The sequence below is a fragment of the uncultured Tateyamaria sp. genome (genome assembly GCF_947503045.1).
Lineage (GTDB): Bacteria > Pseudomonadota > Alphaproteobacteria > Rhodobacterales > Rhodobacteraceae > Tateyamaria.
Window position 1 is genome coordinate 1,013,703 of sequence record NZ_CANNCF010000002.1, and the last position, 25,783, is coordinate 1,039,485.

The 25,783-nt window shown below is 64.3% G+C and carries 18 protein-coding genes; 7 read left to right on the forward strand and 11 right to left on the reverse strand.

The window, feature by feature from the left end; genetic code table 11:
- Positions 1-29: 29 nt before the first annotated feature.
- Together Q1A89_RS13410 and pbpC are read left to right on the forward strand one after the other, a co-directional pair.
- The gene (locus Q1A89_RS13410; protein ID WP_299728905.1) at positions 30-5,411 is read left to right on the forward strand and encodes an alpha-2-macroglobulin family protein; all 5,382 of its coding nucleotides are present in this window, start codon (positions 30-32) and stop codon (positions 5,409-5,411) included.
- Positions 5,408-7,405: a penicillin-binding protein 1C gene (gene pbpC / locus Q1A89_RS13415; protein ID WP_299728908.1), complete on the forward strand. Its 1,998-nt coding sequence runs from the start codon at positions 5,408-5,410 to the stop codon at positions 7,403-7,405. The genes Q1A89_RS13410 and pbpC overlap by 4 nt, the downstream gene beginning before the upstream one ends.
- Here the strand turns inward: pbpC and Q1A89_RS13420 are convergent.
- Genes Q1A89_RS13420 through Q1A89_RS13435 form a run of 4 tightly spaced genes read right to left on the reverse strand, consistent with a single transcriptional unit; the run spans position 7,402 to position 14,091 of the window.
- Entirely contained in the window at positions 7,402-9,447 is a 2,046-nt protein-coding gene (locus Q1A89_RS13420) for a hypothetical protein (protein WP_299728911.1), read from the reverse strand. The two genes, pbpC and Q1A89_RS13420, sit on opposite strands and share 4 nt — an antisense overlap.
- Positions 9,444-12,209, reverse strand: a complete 2,766-nt coding sequence (locus Q1A89_RS13425) for a DUF4159 domain-containing protein (protein ID WP_299728914.1) — start codon at positions 12,207-12,209, stop codon at positions 9,444-9,446. Before Q1A89_RS13425 ends, Q1A89_RS13420 begins: the two co-directional genes overlap by 4 nt.
- Positions 12,206-13,087 carry a DUF58 domain-containing protein gene (locus Q1A89_RS13430; RefSeq protein WP_299728916.1) on the reverse strand — a complete coding sequence of 294 codons (882 nt, stop codon included), beginning with the start codon at positions 13,085-13,087 and terminating at the stop codon, positions 12,206-12,208. The genes Q1A89_RS13425 and Q1A89_RS13430 overlap by 4 nt, the downstream gene beginning before the upstream one ends.
- Positions 13,084-14,091, reverse strand: coding sequence for a MoxR family ATPase (locus Q1A89_RS13435; RefSeq protein ID WP_299728919.1), 1,008 nt, complete (start codon positions 14,089-14,091; stop codon positions 13,084-13,086). The genes Q1A89_RS13430 and Q1A89_RS13435 overlap by 4 nt, the downstream gene beginning before the upstream one ends.
- 68 nt (positions 14,092-14,159) lie before the next feature.
- Between Q1A89_RS13435 and Q1A89_RS13440 the strand changes: the two genes are divergently transcribed.
- The 4 genes from Q1A89_RS13440 (at position 14,160) to Q1A89_RS13455 (ending at position 16,677) form a co-directional block, all read left to right on the forward strand.
- Positions 14,160-14,735 carry a DUF1285 domain-containing protein gene (locus tag Q1A89_RS13440; RefSeq protein WP_299728922.1) on the forward strand — a complete coding sequence of 192 codons (576 nt, stop codon included), beginning with the start codon at positions 14,160-14,162 and terminating at the stop codon, positions 14,733-14,735.
- 148 nt (positions 14,736-14,883) lie between these two features.
- Positions 14,884-15,585: an SDR family NAD(P)-dependent oxidoreductase gene (locus Q1A89_RS13445; protein ID WP_299728924.1), complete on the forward strand. Its 702-nt coding sequence runs from the start codon at positions 14,884-14,886 to the stop codon at positions 15,583-15,585.
- A gap of 36 nt (positions 15,586-15,621) precedes the next feature.
- Complete coding sequence (locus Q1A89_RS13450; protein ID WP_299728926.1) at positions 15,622-16,377, forward strand: TIM barrel protein; 756 nt, start codon at positions 15,622-15,624, stop codon at positions 16,375-16,377.
- A 72-nt stretch (positions 16,378-16,449) separates the two neighbouring features.
- A complete protein-coding gene (locus tag Q1A89_RS13455) occupies positions 16,450-16,677 on the forward strand; it encodes a DUF2798 domain-containing protein (protein ID WP_299728928.1) in 228 nt (75 codons plus the stop codon).
- Here Q1A89_RS13455 and Q1A89_RS13460 read toward each other — a convergent pair.
- From Q1A89_RS13460 to Q1A89_RS13490, 7 genes are all read right to left on the reverse strand, one after another.
- On the reverse strand, positions 16,674-17,243 hold the full coding sequence (locus Q1A89_RS13460) for a YdeI/OmpD-associated family protein (protein ID WP_299728930.1): 570 nt from the start codon (positions 17,241-17,243) through the stop codon (positions 16,674-16,676). The two genes, Q1A89_RS13455 and Q1A89_RS13460, sit on opposite strands and share 4 nt — an antisense overlap.
- Entirely contained in the window at positions 17,233-17,592 is a 360-nt protein-coding gene (locus Q1A89_RS13465) for an MmcQ/YjbR family DNA-binding protein (protein WP_299728932.1), read from the reverse strand. Before Q1A89_RS13465 ends, Q1A89_RS13460 begins: the two co-directional genes overlap by 11 nt.
- The gene (locus tag Q1A89_RS13470) at positions 17,589-18,011 is read right to left on the reverse strand and encodes a hypothetical protein (RefSeq protein WP_299728934.1); all 423 of its coding nucleotides are present in this window, start codon (positions 18,009-18,011) and stop codon (positions 17,589-17,591) included. Before Q1A89_RS13470 ends, Q1A89_RS13465 begins: the two co-directional genes overlap by 4 nt.
- A gap of 22 nt (positions 18,012-18,033) precedes the next feature.
- On the reverse strand, positions 18,034-20,829 hold the full coding sequence (gene polA, locus Q1A89_RS13475; RefSeq protein ID WP_299728936.1) for a DNA polymerase I: 2,796 nt from the start codon (positions 20,827-20,829) through the stop codon (positions 18,034-18,036).
- 123 nt (positions 20,830-20,952) lie between these two features.
- Positions 20,953-21,513 carry a DUF2459 domain-containing protein gene (locus Q1A89_RS13480; protein ID WP_299728939.1) on the reverse strand — a complete coding sequence of 187 codons (561 nt, stop codon included), beginning with the start codon at positions 21,511-21,513 and terminating at the stop codon, positions 20,953-20,955.
- Between the two features lie 98 nt (positions 21,514-21,611).
- Positions 21,612-21,791 (reverse strand): zinc-finger domain-containing protein, encoded by a 180-nt coding sequence (locus Q1A89_RS13485; protein WP_299728942.1) that lies wholly within the window; start codon positions 21,789-21,791, stop codon positions 21,612-21,614.
- 70 nt (positions 21,792-21,861) lie between these two features.
- Complete coding sequence (locus tag Q1A89_RS13490; RefSeq protein ID WP_299728945.1) at positions 21,862-22,329, reverse strand: DUF1203 domain-containing protein; 468 nt, start codon at positions 22,327-22,329, stop codon at positions 21,862-21,864.
- A 199-nt stretch (positions 22,330-22,528) separates the two neighbouring features.
- On the opposite strand from Q1A89_RS13490, the gene Q1A89_RS13495 reads away from it, so the two are divergent.
- Positions 22,529-25,501, forward strand: coding sequence for an error-prone DNA polymerase (locus Q1A89_RS13495; protein ID WP_299728948.1), 2,973 nt, complete (start codon positions 22,529-22,531; stop codon positions 25,499-25,501).
- Positions 25,502-25,783: the final 282 nt, after the last annotated feature.

Genomic DNA, 25,783 nt, shown 5'->3' on the forward strand with positions numbered 1-25,783 from the left:
TAGCTGTTCATGTTGTCCGGAGTGCCGCCATGCGTCGATTTTTCGTCATTTTCCTTGCCCTTTTTTGGGCTGGCGTGGCCTCTGCACAAGAGATTGTGCCCGATCATCGCTATGTTCTGACGCAGGATGTCGATTTCTTTGGGGCGGATCGCACGGCGTTGTTTGACACCAGTTTCGAGGCCTGCCAGCGGGCGTGCAGTGCGGATGGGCAATGTGTTGCCTTTACCTATAACAGCCGCTCGAACGCGTGTTTTCCGAAATCGGCGATCACCGATCAGCAATCCTATGTCGGTGCGATTTCGGCGCAGCGGCTGGCGGTTGATCCCGCGGTGCAGCGCCGTGCCGCTGACCGGGCGGCTGCCCTTGATGTGGCTGAGGCGGACGCCGCGGCGGCGCGCGCGTTGGCCCAGGTCGTCGGATCGCGCCATGCGGTAAATGGCCAGCCGGTCGATGCCCTTTTGGCCGCATCGCGCGCGGCCTGGGATCGCGGTGACCGGGCGGCGGCGCTCAATTGGACCGGGGCTGCGGTGGCCCTCAGCGATGCACCTGACCTGTGGTCGCGTTATGCCTATATCGCGCTGCGTCTGGGGGACAATGTCGGATCAAACCTGCGCAATCGCGCGCGCCGGGACGCGGTGCCTGCTGCCCTCAACGCTTATCTGCGCAGCGCCAGCTCCGGCGCGCAGGCCAGCGCCCTTCAGGGCCTCGCCGAAGCGCTCGAGGCCAACAGGCGGGGCCGCGACATGGTGCCTGCGCTGCGCCTGGCCCAATCACTGCAACCCCGCGACGACATTGCGGCTGCCCTCGAAGATGCGGTGGCCAAATACGGGTTTCGCGTGGTCGACACCCGCGTTGACAGCGACTCGGCCCAGCCGCGCATCTGCGCCACCTTCTCTGAGCCATTGGTACAGGCCGGGGTCGATTACGACCCCTTTGTGCGCAGCGAGGCAGAGGGTTTGGTGGTGCAGGTCAGTGACCGTGATCTGTGTCTGGATGGTGTCGAGCACGGTGCGCGATACCGCCTGACCCTGCGCTCTGGCCTGCCGGGGGCGAGCGGAGAAGTGCTGCACAAGGACGTAGCGCTGACCCTATATGTGCGCGACCGCGCGCCGCTGGTCCGCTTTCCGGGCCGCGCCTATGTGTTGCCACGCAATGCCGGCGCGAGCATCCCGGTCGAGACGGTGAACCTAGACACCGTCGATCTGGTGCTGAGCCGGGTGAGTGATCGCAATCTGGTGCAATCGCTCAAGGGCGGTTTCTTTGGTCGGCCATTGTCGAGCTGGCAACAGGATCAGTTCAACGAAGAGATCGCGCAAGAGGTGTGGCGGGGCACGGGTGATGTGCAGTCGACGCTGAATGCCGAAGTGGTCACGCGCCTGCCGCTGGGTGATGTGCTGAAGGATCAACCCACCGGCATCTATGTCCTCAGCGCGCGGGAGCCGGGCAGTGACCGATATCAGGTGCTGACCGCTTCGCAATGGTTTGTGCTGTCCGATCTGGGTGTCAGCACGTGGCAGGGCACCGACGGGCTGACCGCAGCCGTGCGGGCGTTAAGCGATGCGGGTGCCGTAGCGGGTGCCGAGGTGCGCCTGATTTCGAACGCCAATGCGGTGCTCGGCACTGCACTGACCGACGCCGAGGGGTTTGTCCGTTTCGATGCCGGTCTGACACGTGGGCGTGGCGCCGCCGCCCCGGCATTGGTGCAGGTGGCGGCGGGCGATGATTTCGTGTTCCTGCCGCTGACTGACCCGGCCTTTGATCTGTCCGATCGCGGGGTCGAGGGACGGCCTGCGGCCCCACCGATTGACGTCTTTCTGACCACGGATCGCGGCGCCTACCGCCCCGGTGCAACCATCTATGCCACCGCGCTGGCCCGCGATGCGCGCACCCGCGCGGTGGAGGGCCTGCCCCTCACAGCGATCCTGAGCCGCCCGGACGGCGTCGAGTACAGCCGCATCATCAGCACGCAGGACAAAGCCGGCGGTCACGTTCTGGCAATGCCCCTTGCCAGCAGCGCTCCGCGCGGCACCTGGCGGATCGCCGTGATGGGCGATCTGGAGGCGCCACCGCTTGCCACAACCACCGTGCTGGTCGAGGATTTCATCCCGGACCGGATTGCGGTCACTCTGGAGATGGATGAGGCCCCACTGTCACCCAATGCAACCGCCTTTGTGGAGGTGGATGCGCAATATCTCTTTGGCGCGCCTGGCGCTGATCTGGTGGTTGAGGGCGACGTGCGCCTGCAGCGCCGCAACAGTGTCGCGGGCTGGGATGGCTATCGCTTTGGTCGCCATGACGCGTTGTTTTCTGCGCAGCGACGCTATTTCGATGGTGGACGTACGGATGCGGATGGCAAGATGCGCGTGCCACTCACCCTGCCCGAAGTCGACGCCGAGGGTGTGCTGCTGGAGGCGGTGGCCACCCTGCGCGTGTCCGACAGCGGCGGTCGCCCGGTGGAGCGGTCTGTTACGAGGCCCGTGGCCCCCGAAGGTGCTGTCATCGGGATCAAGGCAGGTTTTGACGAAGTGCTGCCCGAAGGCGGCACCGCAACCTTCGATCTGGTGGCTGTGGGGGCTGCCTCTTTGCCTGCGCAGTGGACCGTGAACCGGGTCGAGACCCGCTATCAATGGTATCAGTTGCAGGGCAACTGGAATTGGGAGCCGGTGACGCGGCGCATCCGCATTGCCCGCGGCGAGGTGGTGCTCGGCGAGGCCCCGCAACCGCTGGAGGTCGCGACCGAATGGGGAGATTACGAGTTGGTGGTTGAGACGCAGAGCGGGGCCTACACGGCGAGCTCGGTTGGCTTTTCTGCCGGTTGGTATGGCGGCGTGGACAGCAGTGCGACGCCGGACCGTCTGGCCGTGTCGCTGGATGCAGAAAGCTACAACATAGGCGATGCCGCGCAATTGCGCCTTGTCTCGCCTCATGATGGCGTTGCCCTCGTGTCGGTGCTGTCGAGCGGTGTGATTGCCCGGCAGGTCGTGCCCGTTGTCGAAGGTGAAAACGTTGTGCCTTTGCGGGTTGATGAGGCGTGGGGTACGGATGCGTATGTTGTCGCTTCCGTTCTGCGTAGCGGTGAAGCGGACAGAGGGCCCTCGCGCGTTCTGGGTCTGGCTCATGCCAGTGTCGATCCCGGCAACAAAGCCCTGCAGGTCAGCATCGACGCGCCCGGGGCCGTAGACGGGCAAGCCGGTAGCACGGACGTCACCGTGCGCGTGGACGGTCTGGGTGATAGCCCGGGCTTTGTGACACTTGCCGCAGTCGATGTCGGCATCCTGAACCTGACCCGGTTCGCGGCCCCTGACCCGCAAGTGCACTACTTTGGCCAGCGCCGTCTTGGCGTGGAAATGCGTGACATGTACGGGCGACTGATCGATGTCAGCAATGGGGCGATGGGCATCGTGCGTTCGGGCGGGGACGCCGCGCGCGGGATGGAGCGGGCAGGCCCGCCGCCGACCGAAGCGGTGATGGCCGCCTTTTCCGGCCCGGTTGAGGTCGGTCCCGACGGGGCGGCGACATTGACTATTCCACGTCCAAACTTCAACGGGTCGATCCGGTTGATGGCAGTGGCGTGGTCCGACAGGGGCGTTGGGCAAGCCACACAAGACATGCTGGCGCGCGATCCGGTGGTGATCTCAGCCGCAGTGCCGCGATTTCTCGCCCCCGGTGACAATAGCCGCGTGATGCTGGAATTCGTCCATGCCGCCGGGTCTGCCGGGTCGATGGACCTGTCCGTCAGTGCGAATGGCGTGGATGTCGATGCGGCTCCTGCACAACTCGATATCGGCGATGGGGCAACCGTTCGCGTCTCCCTTCCGATCCGCGCCAACACCGTCGGGGATCATCGCATCGACGTGGCGCTGACCACGCCAGACGGGACCGCGCTGCGCAAGACGCTGACCCTTGGGGTACGCGCGAACGATCCGGTCACCGCCACCACACGCCGCTTTGAACTGGGCGCAGGTGAGGTGCTGACCTTTGATGACAATGTCTTTGCCGATCTGCGCCCGGACACCGCCCGCGCAACGCTGGCCGCCGGGCCACTGGCGCGTTTTGATATGCCGGGCCTGTTGCGCCAGCTTGATCGATATCCCTATGGCTGTACCGAGCAGATCACCTCTGCCGCGCTGCCCCTGCTCTATGTGCCGCAAACTGCGTCCGCTGCTGGCATCGACAGCGTCAAGACGCGGATCGAGGCGGCGATCACGCAGGTTCTGACACGGCAAACCAGCAACGGCGCATTTGGTCTTTGGCGGGCGCAATCGGGTGATTTCTGGCTGGACGCCTATGTCACAGACTTCCTCACGCGGGCGCGGACCGAAGGCTATGACATTCCGGAGGCGGCAATCCGCTCGGCCTTGGACAACCTGCGCAACCGGATCAACTATGCGCCCGATTTCGACAGCGGGGGCGAGGATATCGCCTATGCGCTGATGGTGCTGGCCCGAAACGGTGCGGCTTCGATTGGCGATCTGCGATACTACGCCGACACCAAGGCCGACGCCTTTGCGACGCCCCTGGCGCGCGCGCAATTGGGAGCGGCCCTGGCGAGTTACGGAGAGCAGACGCGCGCAGACCGGATGTTCGGGCTGGCACAGGATTTGATATTGCGCAGTGCGGGTGCGACCTCCGGCTGGCGCGATGACTACGGCACGCCATTGCGCGACGCGGCGGGTCTGCTGCATCTGGCCGTTGAGGCAGGCAGCCGGGCGGTCGATCAGGCGCAACTGGCCGCAGGCATCACCTCGCAAGGAGGGCGTTATTCGACGCAAGAGGCCGCGCAACTGTTGATGGCGGCACAGGCCTTGCGCAGTGAAGCAGGCCCCGCGGTGATGAGTGTAAATGATGTCCCCGTGTCCGGTCCGCTTGTCCAGACGCGTGCGTCGGGTGAGGCCCCATCGACCATCCGCAATATCTCGGGCGTGGCGCAGGACGTGACGCTGACCACCTATGGCGTGCCGCTAACCCCGGTTGCGGCGGGTGGCTATGGCTACAGCATCACCCGCAGCACCTATGATCTGGAGGGCACGCTGGTTGATGGCCCGTGGCGCGTTGGCGAGCGGCGCGTGGTTGTGCTGCGCGTAGTGCCGTTCGAAGAGGTTGGTGCGCGCCTCATGATCGACGACCCGCTGCCTGCGGGGATCGAGATCGACAATCCGAACCTGCTCCGTTCAGGAGATGTGCGTGGTCTTGACTGGCTGACCCCTGCCAATCCGGAACATGCCGAATTCCGCAGTGACCGCTTCCTTGCCGCCGTTGATCATCGCGGGGGCGAGGCGTTTGAGCTTGCCTATATCGCACGGGCCGTGAGCCCGGGAGAATTTCACCACCCCGCAGCCTTGGTCGAGGACATGTACCGTGCCGAATATCGCGCTGTGACTGACACCCGGCGCACGGTGGTGACCGAATGAAAGCCGTACACCGCCCTCTGTTTCTGCTGGCCGGTGTGCTGAGCGCGGTGGGGCTGATGCACGATATGTGGGACGGCTGGGTCGCGCGTACGGATGTGCCATCGGTCCTCAGCGTGACTTCGGTCGAAATGCAGGACAGGGACGGCGCGCTGATGCGGGCCTTTGCGGTCGAGGACGGGCGGGTCCGTCTGGCCCTCGCGCCGGGGTCCGTCGATCCGTCGCTGACCGACATGCTGATCCGTTATGAAGACAAGCGGTTTTTCCGCCATAACGGCGTGGATGCGCGCGCGATGTTGCGCGCTGTGGCGCAGGCGGTGGCCTCGGGGCGGATTGTGTCGGGTGGGTCGACCCTGACCATGCAGGTGGCGCGGTTGCTGGAAAACTCGGGCACCGGGTCGGTGCAGGGCAAGCTGCGCCAGATGCGGCTGGCCTGGGCGCTTGAGCGGACATTGACCAAGGACGAGATCCTGCATCTGTACCTGCAACACGCCCCCTATGGCGGGCGCATCGAAGGGGTACGCAGCGCGACTTATGTCTGGTTCGGCAAGGAACCCACGCGCTTGTCCCCGTCCGAGGCTGCGTTGCTTGTTGCCTTGCCGCAATCGCCCGAAACACGCCGTCCGGATCGCCATCCTGAGGCTGCGCGCGCAGCCCGCGACATGGTTCTTGCGCGCGTGGGTGCACCACCTTCTGCAGCGGATGTACCCCTCACCATGCGCGCCATGCCCCGGCTCGCGCCGCATTTGGCGGATGCGCTCATGGGGCAAGACCCGTCAGCCACGCGGTTTGTCACGACCCTGCGCGCGCCGGTTCAGAGGAAGATGGAGACGCTTGTCAGAACCCATGCGGCAGGGCAGGCGGCAGGTGTTTCCATCGCACTCATCGCGGTGGACCATCACAGCGGAGCAGTTGTCGCACGGGTTGGCGCGCCGGAGTATACGGATGCGGATGGGAGCCTTGGCTTTGTCGATATGACACGGGCGAAACGCTCGCCCGGTTCGACGCTCAAGCCTTTGATTTATGCGCTTGCCTTTGACCGTGGCCTTGCCCATCCCGAGACTGTGTTTGCCGACCGGCCCACCCGGTTTGGGCGCTATGCACCACAGAACTTTGACGGCCAGTTTCGCGGCGATGTCACCGCGCGCTCGGCGCTGTCGCTGTCGCTGAACATCCCCCCGGTCGCTTTGACCGACGCCCTTGGGCCGCAGCGCTTGATGGCCGCTTTGCGGTCCTTCGGAGCCGATCCTGTGCTGCCGGGCGGGCAGGCCGGGCTGGCCGTCGCGCTGGGTGGAGTAGGTCTGAGCCTTGAGGACCTTGCGCGTGTCTATGCGGGGCTGGCACAGCTTGGCAGTGTGGTGCCGGTCAGCGATCAGAGGATGAACTCCGTGCCGGGCAGCCACGTGATAGCGCCTCGCGCGGCGTGGCAGGTTGGCGATATCCTGCGCGGCATTGCCCCGCCTGCAGGGGCGCCCTCAGGCTTGGCCTACAAGACCGGCACGTCCTACGGGCACCGCGATGCGTGGGCCTTTGGCTATGACGGGCGGCATGTGATTGGCGTGTGGATCGGGCGGCCCGACGGGACGCCTGTGCCCGGGGCCTTTGGCGGCGATCACGCGGCACCTTTGCTGTTCGAGGCGTTTGGTCGACTGAAACCTGCCTTTGATCCGGCCCCGGCGCCACCGCCGGATACCCTGATCCTGACCACAGCGGAATTGCCCGCCCCCTTGCGCCGTTTTGGGCCTGCCACGCCCAAGGCTTCCGGACCAACGGTGGCCTTCCCACCGGACGGTGCTGTTCTGGAAACTGCGGATACGATGATCAAGGTGGAGGATGGCGTGCTGCCCCTGACCGTGTTGCTGAACGGAGCCCCCGTTGCCTCGGGTCTGCGGGCGCGGCATGTCACCGTTGGGCTGCCTTCGGTCGGGTTTTCCGACATCACGGTTATCGACGGCGCGGGCCGTTCGGCGCGGGTGGCGGTTGAGTTGCGCCCCTAGCGACGCCCCTCGCGCAGCCACGCACCGGTGATCAGACCCGCGGCCATCAGCAGCACCACCCACGGCGGCAGCAGCGCCATCTGGCGCACGTCCTGCGTCTCGTAAGCGCCACGTGGGGTGATCCCGATCCAGCCGCGACCGGCGGCGGGACGCCCCTCGCGCACCGTGCGGATACGGGGTGTGCCGTCTTCGATCCGCAGCACACCGCCACGCGTTGCGGCCACTCGGTCGCCCAGAATATCTGCGGTCGCGATGGTGGCCTCGAATTCCTTGGGGGCGGCGGGGCCAAGGCCGATCACCGCGCTCTGCTCACCATTTTCAAGACGGTAAAGCCCGATCTCGGGGCCATCAAAACGGGTTTCGAATTGGCCCGGCGCGACTTCTTCAAGCGTCAGTTCCGTGGTTGTGCCGCTGGGGTCGGTGATCGTCACAGGGGGCACGCTGTCGGACAGGGTGCGGCGCTGGATGCGCATGGATTGGCCGGTGGCAAAGGCGGTCAGGGCCTCTTCTTCCAGTTCGGGTTCTTTCATCATCCAGTGCGCAAGACGGCGCAGCAATTCGAGTTGCGGCCCGCCCCCTTCATAGCCGCGATTCCACAACCATGCGTGATCCGAGGCGAGCAGGGCGACGCGCCCTTCCTCGACCCGTTCGAGCACCAGCAGTGGGCGTTCGTCGACGCCCTCCATCACCACAACGCTGTTTTCGCGCGCGGCCACGTCGATCTGGCGCAGCCAGCGGCCCCAGTCGCCTGCGCCGGGCAGGGCGGTTGTGACTGGATGGCGATTGCCGATGTCGGACACGACCGGGCGATAGGAATCTTCGATCACCCGCGCCGAGGGCTCGGCAGGCATCACGGTGCCAAGGGGCGAGCGATAAAGGCTGTCCGCCCCGGCAAAGTCCGGGCCAGCCGCGACCAGCACCGCGCCACCATCACGGATATAACGCGCCACGTTGTCGAGATAGAGCGCGGGCAGGATGCCGCGCCGCTTGTAGCGGTCAAAGATAATCAGGTCGAAATCGTCGATCTTTTCCAGAAACAGCTCGCGCGTCGGAAACGCGATGAGGCTGAGTTCGCCCACGGGCACGCCGTCCTGTTTTTCCGGGGGGCGCAGGATAGTGAAGTGAACCAGATCAACCGAACTGTCCGATTTCAGCAGGTTGCGCCATGTGCGCCCGCCTGCATGCGGTTCGCCGGATACCAGCAGCACGCGCAGCCGGTCCCGCACGCCGTTCATCTGGATCAGGGCGGTGTTGTTGCGGTCGGTCAACTCGCCATCCGCTTCGGGAACCGAAAACTGGATCACGTTGCGCCCGCCATGAGGCAGGGTCACGGGCAGGTCGATATCCTCGCCGATGCGCACGTTAAAGCGCTGCGGCTCGGACCCGTCCACCGAGATGTCGAGCGGCGCTGTGCCTGCATCCAGCGGGGCCGCGCCGCTGTCCTCGATGCGCAGGGTCAGTGTCACAGGCTCGCCGATGATGGCGAAGGCAGGCGCATTCTTGACCAGCAGGCGGCGGTCCCAATCGGCTTCCTTGCCCGTCAGCAACAGGTGCAGGGGTGCTGGCAGATCAAAGGGGAGATCGGCGTCATGCACTTGCCCGTCGCTGATGGCGATCAGTCCGGCGATGCGTGCACGCGGTTCTTCGGCCAGCGCATCGGACAGGGCGGTCATCAGCCGCGTGCCGGTGTCTTCGTCGCCATCAGGGACGGTGATGCGGCGGACTTCGGTGCCTTCGCGGGCATTCAGCGTCGCCTCGATGGCGTCGGCGACGCTGTCCGTCTGGTCGGGGCGGTCGCGCAGGCGTTGGCTGGCGCTTTGGTCTTCGGCGAGGATGACGATATCGCTCAGCGGCGCGCGGTCTTCTTCCTGCAGCGAGGGGCCGGACAGGGCGGCGACGATCACAAGGCCAGCCGCCCCGCGCAGGGCCCAGCCACCAAGTCCGCGCATCGCGGCGAGGATGACTCCACCCAGAACAAGGGCGCCAAGAATGGCCAGAACGGGCCACGGCAGAAGCGGGTCAAACAGAACAGTTCCGGTCATTGGCCAAGCCGATCCAACAGGGCAGGTACATGGACCTGATCGCTTTTGTAGTTGCCGGTCAGCACATGCATCACGAGGTTCACGCCAAAGCGGTAGGCAAGCTCGCGCTGCCGCTCCCCGCCAAATCCGCGTCCCACGGGCAGCATGGCCTGACCATTCGGTGTCACGGCCCAGGCGGCAGCCCAGTCGTTGCCGCCGATCACCACCGGCGTCACGCCGTCATTGAGGTTGCGGAACGGCATCCCCTCGACTTGCTCGGCGCCCGGTGGGGCGGCCTCGACCCAGACCTCACCGTTGAGGTGACGGCCCGGGAAGTCCTGCAACAGGTAAAAGGTGCGGGTCAGCACGTGGTCGCGCGGGATGGGTTCAAGCGCGGGAATGTCGAGTGGGGCTGCCAGATCCTGCAGCTTGCGCCCGTTCGGGCTGGCGGTGCCAAAGCCCGCGATATCGCCGTCGCGCGTATCAAACAGGATCAGACCGCCCGAGCGCAGGTAGTCGTTCAGCTTGGCATAGGCCTCGCGTGAGGGGCGGGGCTGATCTGGCGTCACCGGCCAGTAAAGGACGGGGAAGAACGCCAGCTCGTCCGTTTCGAGGTTCACGCCGATGGGCGGCGCGGGTTCCACCGAGGTGCGGAAGAACAGCGTGTCGGACAGGCCGCGCAGGCCCGCCTCGGCCACTTCGTCCACCTGCGGGTTGCCGGTGATGACATGGGCCAGCACCACTTCGGAGGCGGCGGCGATTGCATCTTCGGGGCTTTGCTGGGCGTCGGATGGGCTGCCTGATAGGCCGACAAGCATCACGGCCCCGACAAGGGCAGCACTGCTGGCGCGCACGCCGCCGGTCAGGCGACCTGACAGGGCCAGCGAGGCGATGATATCGGCCAGTAGCAATCCGATGGCCGCGGCCAGAAGGATGCCGCCAAGTGGTTGTTCGGGGATGATGGCAAGGCCCGACACTTCAATCCGCGCGGGCCATTCCGTGGGTTCCAGCGTCGCATCGGCGGTCAGCACATTGCGCGCAAGGCTGCGTTCACCCGAGATATAGACCCCCGGCAACAGGTTCGGACCGGCCGGATCGGTGACCAGCTTGGGCCCCGGTACACCGGGCATCGCGCCCGCATCGCGCAAGGCGCCGAAACCGTCCATGACCACCTGCGGTGTCCAGATTGTACCCTCAAGATCGTCGGCACTTGGGGCGGTGCTGGTCGAGGACACGGCCAATCGTTCGAGCATCTCGACAAACAGGCCCGACAAAGGCAGCGACGACCATTCGGCATTTGCAGTGACGTGGAACAGCACGATCTGCCCCTGACCGGCCCGCTTGCGGGTGACCAGTGGCGTGCCATCCGACAGTTCTGCAATCACCCGTTCTGCCAGCGTGGGATCGGGTTGAGCCATGACCTGCGCGGTGATGGCCACGTCTTCGGGCACCGGCAGGCCAAAGAAGGGCGAGCCCTCTTTGAATGGCGCAAGTGTCTTGGGGGAACCCCAGCTCATCGCGCCACCGACGCTGCGTCCACCCGAGCGCAGGCGCACAGGCATCAGCGGGTCCTCATCGATGCGGGAAACGTCGCTGGCCGCAACGCGCGGCCCGGCAAAGCGCAGCAGCAGACCCCCGGCTTCGACCCAGTCCGAGATCGCCTCGGCCTCGCCCTCAGACAGGGTGGCCACGTCGGCCAGCACGATCACATCCGGATTGGCGGGCAACACATCGCTGAGCGCGCCGCGCAACAGGTCCGCTGTCGGTTCAAGCGCACGTTCGAGGTAATGCAGCGGCGAAAGCAGTTCGAGGCCCTCGCGCCCCTCACGCCCTGCAATCAGCGCGATTTCTCGGCGGCGCAGGCTGTCATCGACCAGCGTGACCGCGCCGGAGGATTTCGCGCCCTGCACTTCGAAACGGGTTACGCGTGCGCGCAACTCGGCAGGCAGGGACAGCGCCGTTTCCGCAACTGTGTCACCGGGGGCGAAGACGGCGTTGGCCGAGGCGAGAGTCGCTGCATTGCCCGCCGGATCGCGCCCTTGGGCCAGCACGGTCACGCCCCGTTCAGAGCCCGGAGAGACGCGCAGGGCCTGCAATTCGATCAACCCATCCTTGTAGGTGGCAGGCGTCAGCGCGATCACAACGGTGACCGCTTGGGTCACGCGGACCGGGCCACGGGCCTCGAGCAGTTCCAGCAGATCGGCATGCCCGGAATAGGTCACGCCATCGCTGAACCAGACGGTTTCAAAGTCACCTTCGGGCAGGCGCGTGGCCAGTCCCGCCATATCACCCGGTTGCCAGGGTGCGGGCACGATGCCGGGCAGGCGCGTCGTGACGGTGTTGGCCGCTTGAAACACGGCCGGTTCGGGGTCGGACAGGTGCAGCAGCGCGACCTGACGGTCTGCGGCTCCGGCGCGGCGCAACTCGCTGGCGACCGCTTCGATCTGGCGGGGCCATTGAGCGGCCCCGGCCCAACTGCCGTCCATGACAATCAGCAACGGGCCATCGCCTGCCTGACCGTCATTTTCGGGGTTCAGCACCGGCCCGGCGAGGCCAATGATCATCGCCGCCACAGCCAGCATGCGCAGCAAGAGCAGCCACCACGGGGTCCGGTCCGACACGGATTCGTCGTCCTGCAACCCAAGCAACAGCGCCACGCCGGGAAAGCGTTGGCGGATCGGCGCAGGCGGGACGGCACGCAGGATCAGCCACAGGATCGGCAGGGCGATCAGCGCAACCAGCAGCCATGGGGCCAGAAATCCGATGGGGCCAAAGACGGTCATGTGCGGGCCCGCCCCCCATCCAGCGCTCGCCAAATCCACAACAGCCCGGATTGGGCAGACGTGTCTGTGTGGTGCAGGCCATATTGCCAGCCCGCAACGGAACAGAGGTGCTGCAGTTCGGCCTTGCGCGCGGCAAGGCGGTCCAGATAGCGGTCCTTGAGGTCCGAGGCCTTGAGGGTTTCGTGTTCAAGCGTGCCGCCCATGCTTTCGAACACGGTGCGTCCGCGAAAGGGAAACGCCTCTTCTGCCGGGTCGAGCACATGCAGCAACACGCCCCGCACGCCGCGGTCGGCGGCCTTGGTCAAAGCAGTGCGCACCGCCTCGATGTCGCCCATAAAGTCAGAGACGAACAGCGCGCGCGCATGGGGCACCATGGCCCGGTGTTCGGGCGGGGCATAGTCGTCCTCAGCGTCCTCGGAAAACATCTCGGCGAGCCGCAGGATCTGCATGTTGCCCCGGCGTGGGGGCAGTCGCGTGCCGGTCAGACCAACCCGTTCGCCGCCGCGCACCAGCAGAATGGCGCAGGCCAGACCCAGCACGCGGGCGCGTTCGGCCTTGGTGGTCAGGTCTTTGGTCGAGGCAAAGCGCATCGACGCCCCCTGATCGATCCAGAGCATCACGGATTGCGCGATTTGCCATTCGCGTTCACGCACGAACTGCACATCGCCCATCGCGCTGCGGCGGTGATCGATCAAGCGGCGGCTGTCCCCGATCTGAGCGGGGCGGTATTGCCAGAAATCATCCCCCATGCCTGCGCGGCGGCGCCCGTGATCACCCAGCAGGACGGCGCCTGCCAGATGTTCTGCCCGCGCCAGAAGGGCAGGCAGGCGGGCGGCTTGCGTTTCCGCCTTTTCGCGCAGGGCGAGGGGGATTGTCACGCCGCAGCCTCACGGGCCGACAGGGTCGCGGCAGTTTCCTCGATCAGGTCAGACAGGCTGTCGCCGCGCGCGCGGGCGGCAAAATTCAGCGCCATGCGGTGGGACAACACGGGCCGGGCCATGTCGATCACATCCTCAGCCGAGGGGGCAAGGCGCCCTTGCAGCAAGGCGCGCGCACGGACGGCCAGCATCAGCGCCTGCGCGGCGCGCGGGCCGGGACCCCAGGCAACCGTTTCGCGAACCTGGGCCGAGGCGTCTGCCTCGTCCGGGCGGAAGGCGCGGACCAGATCGAGGATCATCTCGACCACGCTGTCGCCTACGGGCATCCTGCGCAGCAATGTCTGGGCGGCCAGCAATTCACCATCGGAAAAGACCGGCTCGGATTGCGCATCCTCGGTGCCGGTGGTGGCAAGCAGAATGTCCCGCTCGGTCGCGCGGTCGGGATAGAGGACGTCGATCTGCACAAGGAAACGGTCCAGCTGCGCCTCGGGCAGCGGGTAGGTGCCCTCTTGTTCGATCGGGTTTTGTGTCGCCAGCACGTGGAAAGGCACGCCAAGCGGGCGGTCCTGCCCGGCGACGGTCACCGTCTTTTCCTGCATCGCCTGCAGCAGGGCGGATTGGGTACGGGGCGAGGCGCGGTTGATCTCATCCGCCATCAGCAACTGGCAAAACACCGGCCCCGGCACAAAGCGGAACGAGCGCGTGCCGTCATCATCGGTGTCGAGCACTTCGGAGCCCAGAATGTCGGCGGGCATCAGGTCGGGTGTGAACTGGATGCGGCTGCCATCCAGACCCATGACCGTGCTGAGTGTCTCCACAAGCCGCGTCTTGCCCAGACCCGGCAGACCGATCAGCAGACCATGCCCACCACACAGCAGGGCCGTGAGGGTCAGATCGACAACCCGTTCCTGCCCGATGAACCGCTTGGTGATCGAGGCCTTGGCAGCGGCCAGCTTGCCCCCCAAAGCTTCGATTTCGGCAACAAGGTCTTCGGGTGCGGTCATGACTTCTCTTTCATTCGGGATATACTCTATCAGATAACCTATTGCCTCGGGATGGAATGGCAAAAGATATGAGTGGACAAAAAACTGTGACACCTGACGCCGAAGGGCTGGTTGCGTCGATCTCCGCCGTAAAAACACGCGGTTTGCCGCCCGTTCACCTGTGGAATCCGCCATTTTGCGGTGATCTGGACATGCGGATCGCGCGGGACGGGACGTGGTTTTACCAGGGCACCCCCATCGGGCGGCCCGGTTTGGTCAAATTATTCTCATCGATTCTCAAGCGGGAAGACGGGAAATACTTCCTCGTGACCCCGGTCGAGAAGGTGGGGATCACCGTGGATGACGCCCCATTTGTGGCGATTGATTTCGAACCTGATGGGACGGGCAAGGATCAGGTGCTGACCTTTACCACCCATGTGGGCGACACAGCTGTTGCCGGCGCAGACCACCCCATACGGGTCGAGCGGGACCCCGAAACCGGCGAGCCGTCTCCTTACATCCTGATCCGCGCCGATCTCGAGGCGTTGATCGACCGCAAGAGCTTTTTCCGGCTGGTGGATCTGTGCGTGCATGAGGGCGACTGGTTTGGGGTGTGGTCGGGTGGCCGGTTCTTTGGCGTGATCCCGTCAGCCGAACTGCCCTGAACCGGGCGCACGACACGTCCGCCTTACGGGCCATCGCACAGGGGGCTGTGCGGGAACACAGCTTGGCAAACCCGCATAGAGGCGCACAGTCTGACCGTGAGGCGGAGGTGTCCTCCGCCCTACAACGCATTGAACCGGAGGGCATGAGGTGGACAAGGGAACAGCATTGATCATTGGCGCGGGGTCTGGCCTGTCCGCATCCCTCGCGCGGCAACTGCATGCGCGCGGCAACCGCGTCGTTTTAGGCGCGCGCAACACGGACAAGCTGGCAGCGCTTGCCGCCGAGACAGAGGCGCGCACCGTCGCACTGGACGGCAGCAATCCGGATGCGATGGATGCCTTGTTTGACACGTTGGACGGTCGGTTGGATGTGGCGATCTACAACCCCTCGGCCCGCAGCCGTGGGCCGGTGGCCGAGCTGGACCCCGAAGAGGTCCGCCGCGCCATCGAAATCACGGCCTTCGGGGCCTTCCTGATGGGCCGTGCGGCGACGCGGGTGATGCAGGCGCAGACCGAACAGGACGGCAAACGCGGCACGATCCTGTTCACCGGCGCTTCTGCGGGGGTCAAAGGATTTGCGCAATCGGCCTCCTTTGCCATGGGCAAATTTGCGCAGCGGGGCCTTGCCCAATCCATGGCGCGCGAATTGCATCCCAAGGGTATCCATGTGGCCTGGGTCAATATCGACGGCGGGATTTCGAACGCGGCCCGCGCCGAGCGCACCGATGATGGCAGCGACAGAATGCTCGACCCGGACGCCATCGCGGCGGCCTATGTGCAACTAATCGACCAGCACCGGTCGGCCTGGTCGAACGAGTTGACGCTGCGCCCGTGGGTCGAGACCTTTTGATAGAACTCCGGTGCTGCGCACGCTAGCCTGACGCGGATGCCCAAATTCGCCGCCAACCTGACCCATCTCTGGGCCGAACTGCCCTATCTCGACCGCTTTGACGCGGCCGCCGAAGCGGGCTTTGAGGCGGTCGAAGTGCTGTTTCCCTACGACGCACCCGCGCCCGAAACGCAAAAAGCGCTGCAGCGCAACGGACTGGAGATGGTGCTGCTGAACGCGCCGGGGCCGAATTATACGGGCGGGGCGCGTGGTTTTGCGGCAATCCCCGGTGGCGAGGCGCGGTTTGATTACGACATGCGCCGCGCTGTGCGCTATGCACAGGCGCTGGGGGCCCGGTTCATCCACACGATGAGCGGCGTGGCCGACGGGCCAATGGCCAAGGAGACGATGATCGCCAACCTGAAACGGGCCGCAGACAACCTGCCTGACGGGTTATGCCTGACACTCGAACCTTTGAACGCACTGGCGCAACCCGGGTACTTTCTGTCCAGTTTTGACCTCGCCGCCGAGATCATCGCGGCCGTGGATGCCCCCAATGTAGCGCTGCAATATGACAGCTATCATGCGCAGGTCATCACCGGCGATGCGCTGGGCACGTTTGAGGCCATGCGCCCTCTGATCCGCCATATCCAGATCGGGGACGCGCCGGACCGGTCACCACCCGGCACCGGGCAGATCGATTTCAAGGCATTGTTCGCGGCCATAGATGCCAGCGGTTATGACGGATGGGTCAGCGCGGAATACACGCCGCAGGGCCGGACTGAGACTGGTCTGGACTGGATGAGAATATAGTGTGCGGTGACGCACTTTTCAGATTTTGGCACTATTGCTAGGTCTGCCGCAGTTCAGCACAAGGTCGCCCAGATGATCCCGACACGTTACGCCCATATCGCTTACAGCCTTTTTCTGAGCGGGATGATGTCCTTTATGGTGTCGGGGCTGTCGACCTTTCTGGCCGTTGGCATGGTCGATGGGTTCTTCTTTCGCTGGATAGGGGCCTGGTTGCCCAGTTGGTGCGTGGCCTTTCCCGTGGCGACACTTGCCGCCCCGATTGCCCGGCGCATGGTGGCCGCGATCACGATCAAGGATTAGCGGCGGAAGGGCGACGGGCGCTGGCCGTCTTGCGCAGATTTCACGACATCGGCGATCCGTTTGGCACGTGTGGGAGCGGTCTTGGCCGTCTTGATCCATTCGAGTGTGCCGCGCTTGACCGAACGCGGATAATCGACCCAGACCGTCTGCACCTGCGCGTCCGCCAGCGCGTCCGTCAGGTCAGGCGGTGCCTCAAGCCGTTCGACATCGTCGAGAAACTGCCACATGCCGTTGGCCTTGGCCGCGGCGATCAGCGCCTCGCCTGCCGGGGTCATCGCCCCGGAGGCGCGGGCTGCTTTGACTTTGGCCTTGTTGACGGCGGACCATGCAGAATTCGGGTTGCGCGGCGAAATACGATAGGACGAACGGACGTCATCGACGCGGCGGGTGACGCTGTCGATCCAGCCCCAGCACAGCAACTCTTCGATCGCGTCGCCCCAGGGCAGGTAATGCGGCGAGGACTTTTTGTAGACCACCAGCCAGACCGAGGTGGCGGTGGCGTGATTGTCCGCCAGCCACGCGCGCAATGCGGAGCGGGATTTCACTTCGACCTGTTCATCCGTCATTTTGGGATGCGTCCCATTCCTTCAGGAACCGCTTGGGCGCCATGCTGCGCCATGAGTTGCACAGGCGGGCCTCGGCCCAACCGGGGTCGATCCGCCCGGCGGCAACAAGAATGTTGCCAAATTTGGCATAGTGCGGATGCAGGATGAACGTGTCCGGGTCCGCAGCCATCAGCATCTCGCGTTCGTCGATGGAGCCTTTGAAGATGGCCGCATCGACATAAGGCGACCACCATGTCCACATCTTGCCATGGGCCTTGAGGATTTCGTTGCCCCAGCTTTCGGCGATCTCGACACGGGGCAAGCCCAGCGACAGGGCAAAGGCGCGCAATTCGGGCCAGTTGGCAATCATGTTACTGGCGGAATCGCTTGCAAATCCGGCGCGACAAAGGCGGCGCGCGCCGCGTCGGAAAAGAGCGTGTCCTTGCGGTAGTGCGTCAGCATGATCCGGGTATCAAGCAACCGGTCGTCCCGGCGCAGAAAACTGTCAAAGGACTGTGCATGCACCGCCTTGTCCATGAAGTAGCGCACGGCCAACAGCCACGACCGGGTAAGCGTTTCGTGATACTTGCCCGGGGGCACGCCGTTGCGTTTCAGGAACCCCATCAACGCGGTTCGCATCCGGTCCATCGCGATATCCACGCTGGCCTCGCTCAGATAGACATAGGCAAGGCGCAGGTGCGCACGGTGGTTGAACTCCTCCGGGGCAACCTCTCCGGCCTCAAAACGGGCTCGGAAATCCAGATCGTCAGGTGATGGCATCATTGTCATCGTCGGCCTCCTTGGCTTGGTCCTAATGCGCCTCCGCCCAGTTCTGCCCTTGTCCTGCATCCACCGTCAGATTGACGTCCAGATGCACCACCGGGTCGGCGGCACCTTCCATCACGGCGCGGGCAGCAGCGATCAGATCGTCCACAGCGCCGTCCTCCACTTCAAACAGTAATTCATCATGCACCTGCAACAACATGGCAGCAGGAATGTCCCTGATCGCATCCGGCATGCGGATCATGGCGCGGCGGATCACGTCGGCCGCAGTGCCCTGAATGGGCGCGTTGATCGCGGCCCGTGCGGCAAAGCCAGCATGCGGCCCCTTGGCCCCGATATTGGGCGTGTGGATGCGACGGCCAAACAGCGTCTGCACATAGCCATGTTCCTTCGCAAACGCCTTGGTGTCGTCCATATAGGTGCGGATGCCGGGGAAGCGTTCGAAATAGCGGTCGATAAATCCCTGCGCCTCCGCCCGCGGAATGCGCAGGTTGCGTGCAAGGCCAAAGCCGGAAATGCCGTAGATGACGCCAAAGTTGATCGCCTTGGCCTGACGGCGGATGTCGGGCGTCATGTCTTCCAGCGGGACGTCAAACATTTCCGACGCGGTCAGCGCGTGGATGTCGATGCCATCATCAAAGGCCTGCTTGAGCTCTGGAATCTTGGCGATATGGGCCAGAATGCGCAGTTCGATCTGTGAATAGTCGAGCGCCACCAGCGTCTTGCCCTCCTCCGCGACAAAGGCCTCGCGGATGCGCCGCCCTTCCTCGGTGCGGATCGGGATGTTCTGCAGGTTCGGATCGGTCGAGGCGAGGCGGCCTGTCGAAGCGCCGGCAATGGAATAGGAGGTATGCACCCGCCCCGTATCGGCGTTGATGTGATCCTGCAGCGCGTCCGTATAGGTCGATTTCAGCTTGCTGAGCTGTCGCCAGTCCAGGATGCGACGAGGCAGTTCGTGCTCGGTCGCGAGGTCTTCGAGTACGTCAGCACCGGTGGCATAGGCCCCGGTCTTGCCCTTCTTGCCGCCTTCGATCCCCATCTCGTCAAACAGGATTTCGCCCAACTGCTTGGGGGAGCCGACGTTGAACTTGCGCCCCACCAGCTCATAGATTTCATCCTCCAGCCCCGCCATCTTTTGCGCAAAGGCATTGGACATGCGCGACAGCGTATCGCGGTCGACCTTGATGCCCGACCGCTCCATCGTGGCCAACACGGGCACCATGGGCCGTTCGAGGGTTTCATAGACCTTTGTGACCTGCGCGCGGTGCAGTTGCGGCTTGAACTGCTGCCAGAGACGCAGGGTGATGTCCGCATCTTCTGATGCGTATTTCACCGCTTCCTCGATAGGCACCTGATCAAAGGTCTTGGCCGACTTGCCAGACCCAAGCAGCGGCTTGATCGGGATCGGTGTGTGGCCGAGATAACGTTCAGACAGGGTATCCATGCCGTGATTGTGCAGCCCGCCATGCATCGCATAGCTCATCAACATGGTGTCATCGATCGGGGCCACATTGATACCGATCTGGGCAAAGATCTTGGCATCGTATTTCATGTTTTGCCCGATCTTGAGGATGCTGTCGTCCTCAAGCACGGGTTTGAGCATCTCAAGCGCCTGTTCCAGCGGCATCTGCCCCTCGGACAGCGCGTCAGAGCCGAACAGATCATCCCCACCCTGCTTGTGGATCAGCGGAATGTAACAAGCGTGCCCAGCGTTCACGGCCAGCGAGATCCCGACCAGATCGGCCGTCATTTCATTCAGGCCCGTGGTTTCTGTGTCCACGGCCACATAGCCACGCTCGTAGATCAGGTCGATCCATGTTTGCAGCGCTGCGGCGTCCTGCACATGTTCATAGGTCGCATCGTCAAAACCAGGAGCTTCGGGCGCATCGCTGGCCTCCGGCGCGGTGGGTTCCTTGATCTCGGGCTCTTCCACGCCAAGCTGGTTGGCGATCCGCTTGGTCAGTGTGCGGAACTCCATCTCGGCAAGGAACGGCATCAGCTGGTCAGGATGCGGGTCGCGCACCTCAAGATCATCAATGGTAAAGTCGAGCGGCGTGTTCTCATCCAGCAAGACCAGCCTGCGCGACAGCCTGATCTGATCGGCATTCTCGATCAGGGTCTCGCGGCGCTTGGGCTGCTTGATCTCGCCTGCACGCTCCAGCAGCGCATCCAAATCGCCATATTCGTTGATGAGAAGGGCCGCAGTCTTGACCCCGATCCCCGGCGCGCCGGGCACGTTGTCCACGCTGTCACCTGCCAGCGCCTGCACGTCGACCACACGTTCGGGGTAGACCCCGAACTTTTCGAACACGCCCTCGCGGTCGATGGTCTTGTTCTTCATCGCATCCAGCATCTCGACCCCGTCGCCGACCAGTTGCATCAGGTCCTTGTCCGAAGAGATGATGGTGCAACGCCCACCGGCGGCACGGGCCTGCACGGCGAGGGTGGCGATGATGTCGTCGGCCTCGTAGCCCTCTTTTTCCTTGCAGGCGATGTTGAAGGCCTCCGTCGCCTGACGGGTCAGTGGGATCTGCGGGCGCAGGTCCTCGGGCATGGCCTCGCGGTTGGCCTTGTACAGGTCATACATGTCGTTGCGAAACGTGTGGCTGCCCTTATCAAAGATCACGGCCACATGGGTGGGGGCATCGGGGCCGGTGTTTCCCTCGACATATTTGTACAGCATGTTGCAGAACCCGCTGACCGCCCCGATGGGCAGCCCGTCGGACTTGCGGGTGAGCGGGGGCAATGCGTGATAGGCGCGAAAGATGAATGCCGATCCGTCGATCAGATGCAGGTGACATCCCTTGCCAAATTGAAGTGCCATATGCGCCGCTCCGAACTTTCTGTGCCCGGCTCTTTTGCCACGGCTCGGTGCGGGGGGCCAGACGTGATCCGATTGAGCGCCTTGCGGCGCGCACCATTTTTCATTTGGCGCAGGTTTCAGCAGTCAGCCACCATGGAACCGCCAGTATGACAGGCTGACCGCATAAGGCGTCGGCGTCCAAAAACCAAACTGCAGGCCTGCATCCCGCATCATCTGCCCCACCCACACGTTGCAGGTGTTGAACAGATGAAACCGCCCCGTCGCGGGAAAGAAGCGGTCGAATTCGGAAAAACCAGGGTGATCAAGGGGCCGGGTCGCGGCCCCTTGTGCAAAGCTGCCCGAGATGGCGGCGGTCAGGCGGGCCATCTGCGCCGGATCAAGGCCGACATGCCGCCACTCACTGCCCACCGCGCCGGCAACACTGATGCGCATCACCGCGCTGTCGCCGGTCAGCCCGCGCCAGATCGCGCGTGCAGACACGTCCGCATAGGTGCCGGTGGTCGTATAAAAGTCCCGCGCACCCCAACCGACCAGCAGCCAGTGCACATCAGGGTTGTCAAGGGCGACGCCATGTGCGGCAAGCCATCCCATGTCGCGGCGCGCAATATCGATGGGGATCAGAATGTCATAGTGGATCGGTCCGTTGACCAACACGATATCGCGGGTGTCGCCGGATGCCGTCAACGGATCAGTCCGGGCGATCAGACCCCCCAGGACGGCAGCGATGAGATAGGCGGCAACAAGACCGGCAAAAGCCAGACCACCGCGTTTGATCCAAAGGATCAGGCGGCACCTTCGTCGTCGCGCAGCACGTATTTGCAGTCGCAATAGGGGCACTCGACCCAACCGGTGTCTTCCGGAATCTGCAACCAGACGCGCGGGTGCCCCAGCGCCCCTTCACCGCCATCGCAGGCAATGCGGTGCGTGTCGACAGTCTTGGTCTCGGGGGCGTCGATGGTCATGGGCACGGTCCTTGGATGTGGCGCGTCTGCGCACTTGGTTATGGGCCAAGGCACTCAGGCAGGCAAGTCCCTAAGCGCTGCGATCCACCCGCGCCTGATAGCAGTTGTTGCGCGCGGACCGGACATGGATATAGGCGACGTCCGGGTTTGCGAAAATGGCATCCAGCCGGTCTTCCAGCTCTGGTGTCGGGCTGACGACGCCGGTGCCATAGACGATGCGATCTTCCGACGAATAGCCTTTGATCAGATAGTCGGGCGAGGTGGTCAGAATCTCGGGCAACACGTCACCGCCTCCGCGCGAACACGCATCCGCACATAGGAATATGGGCCCAACCTCGGCATAAGGGTGTGTGCCGGCAAAAGGCTTGTGGGCCAGCACCAGCATCTCGGCCCCTTCGGGAATGTCGCGCAGGCAATGACGGCAGGGGTTTGCACCACCATCGCTGATCTTGCGTTCGGGCGGGTTGCCAAAAGCGTCGAGGCCACCAGTGCGATAGGCGGTGGCGACCTCGGTGGACAGGGCAGAAAATACGGGCATGACAACTCTCCTCTTTCGCTCTTGGAATAGCTCTTTCAACCACACGCAGACGACCCGAAACCTGCGCAACCCTCCCCCTTCTCTGATTTCAAAAAATCCCGGGGGCGCGCACCGCGCGCGGGGCAGAGTCCCTCTGACACTTCAAATGAGAACAAAACGGGAATATAGTGACCCTCTGCCACAGCCGAATCTGCCACATATGTTCATCGAACTGTCCGCCACGTCCAATTTCACCTTCCTCACCGGGGCGTCCCACCCCGAGGAATACATGAGTCGCGCGGCGCTCCTGGGGATGGAGGCGTTGGCCATCGCCGATGACAATTCGGTGGCGGGTATCGTGCGGGCGCATACCCAAGCCAAGGCAATTGCGCGCAGCGTGCGCGAACGACAGGAGTTCGACGCGATCACCGGCCTGATCGGCCCGCCGCGACCCGATCACATCCCCGCACCGCCCTCCGTCCCCCTCACCACGGTGCCGCGCCTGATCCCAGCAGCGCGGCTGGTGTTCAGCGATGCCACCCCCATCACCGTGCTGCCGCGCAATCGGGCAGGCTGGCGCTCGCTCTGCCGGATCATCTCGCGCGGCAGGCTCAGGGCGGAAAAAGGGCAATGCGACATCCAGCTTGCCGATCTCGAGGCCTTTGCCGACGGGCTGTGCCTTCTGCTCTGGCCACAGGCGCAAACGGTGACGGGCGGCGCGGGCACGTGGGTGCAAACGGCGCAACGGCTGACGCGCCGCTTTGACGGAAACATCCATGTGCTGATGGTGCCGCAATATGACGGACGCGACACTGCCCGCTTTGATCAGATCGCGGATCAGGCGCGCGACCTCGGCCTGCCCACGCTGGCCTCGGCCGCACCGCGGATGCATCACGGCACCCGGCGCAAGCTGGCCGACGTGGTCACCGCCGTACGCCTGAAAACCCGCGTCGACCAGCTGGGGCGCAACGCGCTGGCCCATGGCGAGGGGCGGTTGCGCAGCGAAAGCGACATGTATCGCCTCTTTGCCGGGCACGAGGGCGCGGTGGAGCGCACAGGCGCTCTTGCCCAAAGCCTCGATTTCTCGCTCGATCAATTGCGCTACGAATACCCCTCCGAAATCAGCGAAAACGAAACGCCATCCCAACGGCTGGAACGGCTGGCCTATGAGGGGCTGAAATGGCGCTACCCCGCAGGGGCGCCGGAAAAGGCACAAACCCTGCTGCGCCACGAACTGACCCTGATCGGCAAGCTGAACTACGAACCCTACTTCCTGACCGTGCGCGACATCGTCCACTTCGCCCGGTCGCGCAACATCCTGTGCCAGGGGCGTGGATCGGCGGCCAATTCAGTGGTGTGCTACTGCCTCGGGGTCACCTCCGTCTCTCCCGAAATGGGCACGATGGTGTTTGAGCGTTTCGTCAGCGAGGCGCGCGACGAACCCCCAGATATCGACGTCGATTTCGAACATGAGCGGCGCGAGGAAGTGATCCAGCACATCTATGAAACCTATGGCCGCCACCGTGCGGGCCTGTGCGCCACGGTCGTCCACTACCGGGGCAAACGCGCGATCCGCGAGGTGGGCCGCGCCATGGGCCTCTCCGAAGACACGATTTCCGCCCTGTCCTCGCAGCTTTGGGGATTCTTCTCGACCAAGGGGCTGGAGGCGGCGCGCATGGCCGAAATCGGCCTCGATTTCCGCGACAAGCGCCTGCGCCAGACGATCGAACTGGTCTACGAGATCAACGGCTTTCCCCGGCACCTCTCCCAACACGTGGGCGGCTTTATCATCACCGAAGGGCGGCTGGACGAGCTTGTCCCCATCGAAAACGCCACGATGGAGGACCGCACGGTCATCTGCTGGGACAAGGACGATATCGACAGCCTTGGCATCCTCAAGATCGACGTGCTTTCGCTGGGGATGCTGACCTGCATCCGCAAGGCGTTCGATTTGCTGAAAATGCACCATCAGCGCGACTACACCCTCGCCACCCTGCCGCCCGAGGACCCCCGCGTTTACGATATGCTCTGCGCAGCCGACAGCATCGGCGTGTTTCAGGTGGAATCACGCGCACAGATGAACTTTCTGCCGCGCATGCGCCCGCGCTGTTTCTACGATCTGGTGATCGAGGTCGCGATCATCCGGCCCGGCCCCATTCAGGGCGACATGGTGCATCCCTACATCCGCCGCCGCAACGGAGAAGAGGAGGTGTCCTTTCCCTCAGACGAACTTGGCGCGGTGCTGGGCAAGACGCTGGGTGTGCCGCTGTTTCAGGAACAGGCGATGCAGATCGCCATCGTGGGCGCGAACTTTACCCCCGATCAGGCGGACCGGCTGCGCCGCTCACTGGCAACCTTCAAGAAACACGGCAGCGTCAGCGAATTCCGCGCCCTGTTCCTGCGTGGCATGCGGCAAAACGGTTATGAGGACGATTTCGCGATGCGCTGCTTTTCCCAGATCGAGGGGTTTGGATCTTACGGCTTTCCCGAAAGCCACGCGGCCAGCTTTGCCTTGCTGGTCTATGCCTCAAGCTGGATCAAATGCCACCATCCGGGCATCTTTGCCTGCGCGCTGCTCAACTCCCAGCCGATGGGGTTCTATGCCCCGGCCCAGATCGTGCGGGATGCGCGCGAACACGGGGTCACCGTGCGGCCCATCTGCATCAACGCCAGCTTCTGGGACAATGTGATGGAACCGGACGGGCAGGGCGGGCTGGCCCTGCGTCTCGGCTTTCGCCAGATCAAGGGGCTGAGCGAAGAGGACGCCACATGGATCACCGCCGCGCGCGGCAACGGCTACCAGTCGGTGCGCGACGTGTGGCGGCGCGCCGGGCTTGGCCCGCAGGTGCTGGTGCGGTTGGCCGAGGCTGATGCCTTTGGCAGCGTGGGGATCAGCCGCCGCGAGGCCCTATGGGAGGCCAAGGCACTGGCGCCGGGGCCTGCCCTGCCGCTCTTTGCACGCGACATTGATGGTGAGGTCGTGGATGAACCCACGGCCCTGCTGCCCGAGATGACTTTGGGCGAGGAGGTGGTGGAGGACTATGTCTCGACCCGCCTGACCTTACGCGCGCACCCCGTGGCCCTGCTGCGCCATGTCCTGACACCGGGGTCCGCAGAGGTGAAGGTTCTGACCACCAAAGCCCGCGCACCGGACCTGTCCCGGATCAGCTTTACCCGCAGCAATCCGGATTGAGGCGCAGGAACCGTTTATCGTCCGGTATTGCCGCGCTGGACGGGGGAGTTTTGCGAGTGTCGGGTGGCGCGGGATGAAGCAGCCGTTAGAACACCACACCACCCAGCCCGGACTCAAGCCGAAGGCGCCGGGCGATCCAATGCCCGGCAGGCGGTTTGGCTTTAGCCAAATCTGCCGGGAGGGACCAGCCCGTCCCGTCGCACTGCAGGTGCGCCAATAACAGGTCGGCATGCCTTTGGCATGACGGGATGGCGATATGGTTCCCGTCGCACAACGCTGATC

What these genes read in the sequence shown, in the direction of transcription:
- Q1A89_RS13410 (WP_299728905.1), top strand. Translation starts at nt 30, where the DNA reads ATGCGTCGATTTTTCGTCATTTTCCTTGCCCTTTTTTGGGCTGGCGTG.
- pbpC (WP_299728908.1), top strand. Translation starts at nt 5,408, where the DNA reads ATGAAAGCCGTACACCGCCCTCTGTTTCTGCTGGCCGGTGTGCTGAGC.
- Q1A89_RS13420 (WP_299728911.1), bottom strand. Translation starts at nt 9,447, where the DNA reads ATGACCGGAACTGTTCTGTTTGACCCGCTTCTGCCGTGGCCCGTTCTG.
- Q1A89_RS13425 (WP_299728914.1), bottom strand. Translation starts at nt 12,209, where the DNA reads ATGACCGTCTTTGGCCCCATCGGATTTCTGGCCCCATGGCTGCTGGTT.
- Q1A89_RS13435 (WP_299728919.1), bottom strand. Translation starts at nt 14,091, where the DNA reads ATGACCGCACCCGAAGACCTTGTTGCCGAAATCGAAGCTTTGGGGGGC.
- Q1A89_RS13440 (WP_299728922.1), top strand. Translation starts at nt 14,160, where the DNA reads ATGAGTGGACAAAAAACTGTGACACCTGACGCCGAAGGGCTGGTTGCG.
- Q1A89_RS13450 (WP_299728926.1), top strand. Translation starts at nt 15,622, where the DNA reads ATGCCCAAATTCGCCGCCAACCTGACCCATCTCTGGGCCGAACTGCCC.
- Q1A89_RS13455 (WP_299728928.1), top strand. Translation starts at nt 16,450, where the DNA reads ATGATCCCGACACGTTACGCCCATATCGCTTACAGCCTTTTTCTGAGC.
- Q1A89_RS13460 (WP_299728930.1), bottom strand. Translation starts at nt 17,243, where the DNA reads ATGACGGATGAACAGGTCGAAGTGAAATCCCGCTCCGCATTGCGCGCG.
- Q1A89_RS13465 (WP_299728932.1), bottom strand. Translation starts at nt 17,592, where the DNA reads ATGATTGCCAACTGGCCCGAATTGCGCGCCTTTGCCCTGTCGCTGGGC.
- Q1A89_RS13470 (WP_299728934.1), bottom strand. Translation starts at nt 18,011, where the DNA reads ATGACAATGATGCCATCACCTGACGATCTGGATTTCCGAGCCCGTTTT.
- polA (WP_299728936.1), bottom strand. Translation starts at nt 20,829, where the DNA reads ATGGCACTTCAATTTGGCAAGGGATGTCACCTGCATCTGATCGACGGA.
- Q1A89_RS13485 (WP_299728942.1), bottom strand. Translation starts at nt 21,791, where the DNA reads ATGACCATCGACGCCCCCGAGACCAAGACTGTCGACACGCACCGCATT.
- Q1A89_RS13490 (WP_299728945.1), bottom strand. Translation starts at nt 22,329, where the DNA reads ATGCCCGTATTTTCTGCCCTGTCCACCGAGGTCGCCACCGCCTATCGC.
- Q1A89_RS13495 (WP_299728948.1), top strand. Translation starts at nt 22,529, where the DNA reads ATGTTCATCGAACTGTCCGCCACGTCCAATTTCACCTTCCTCACCGGG.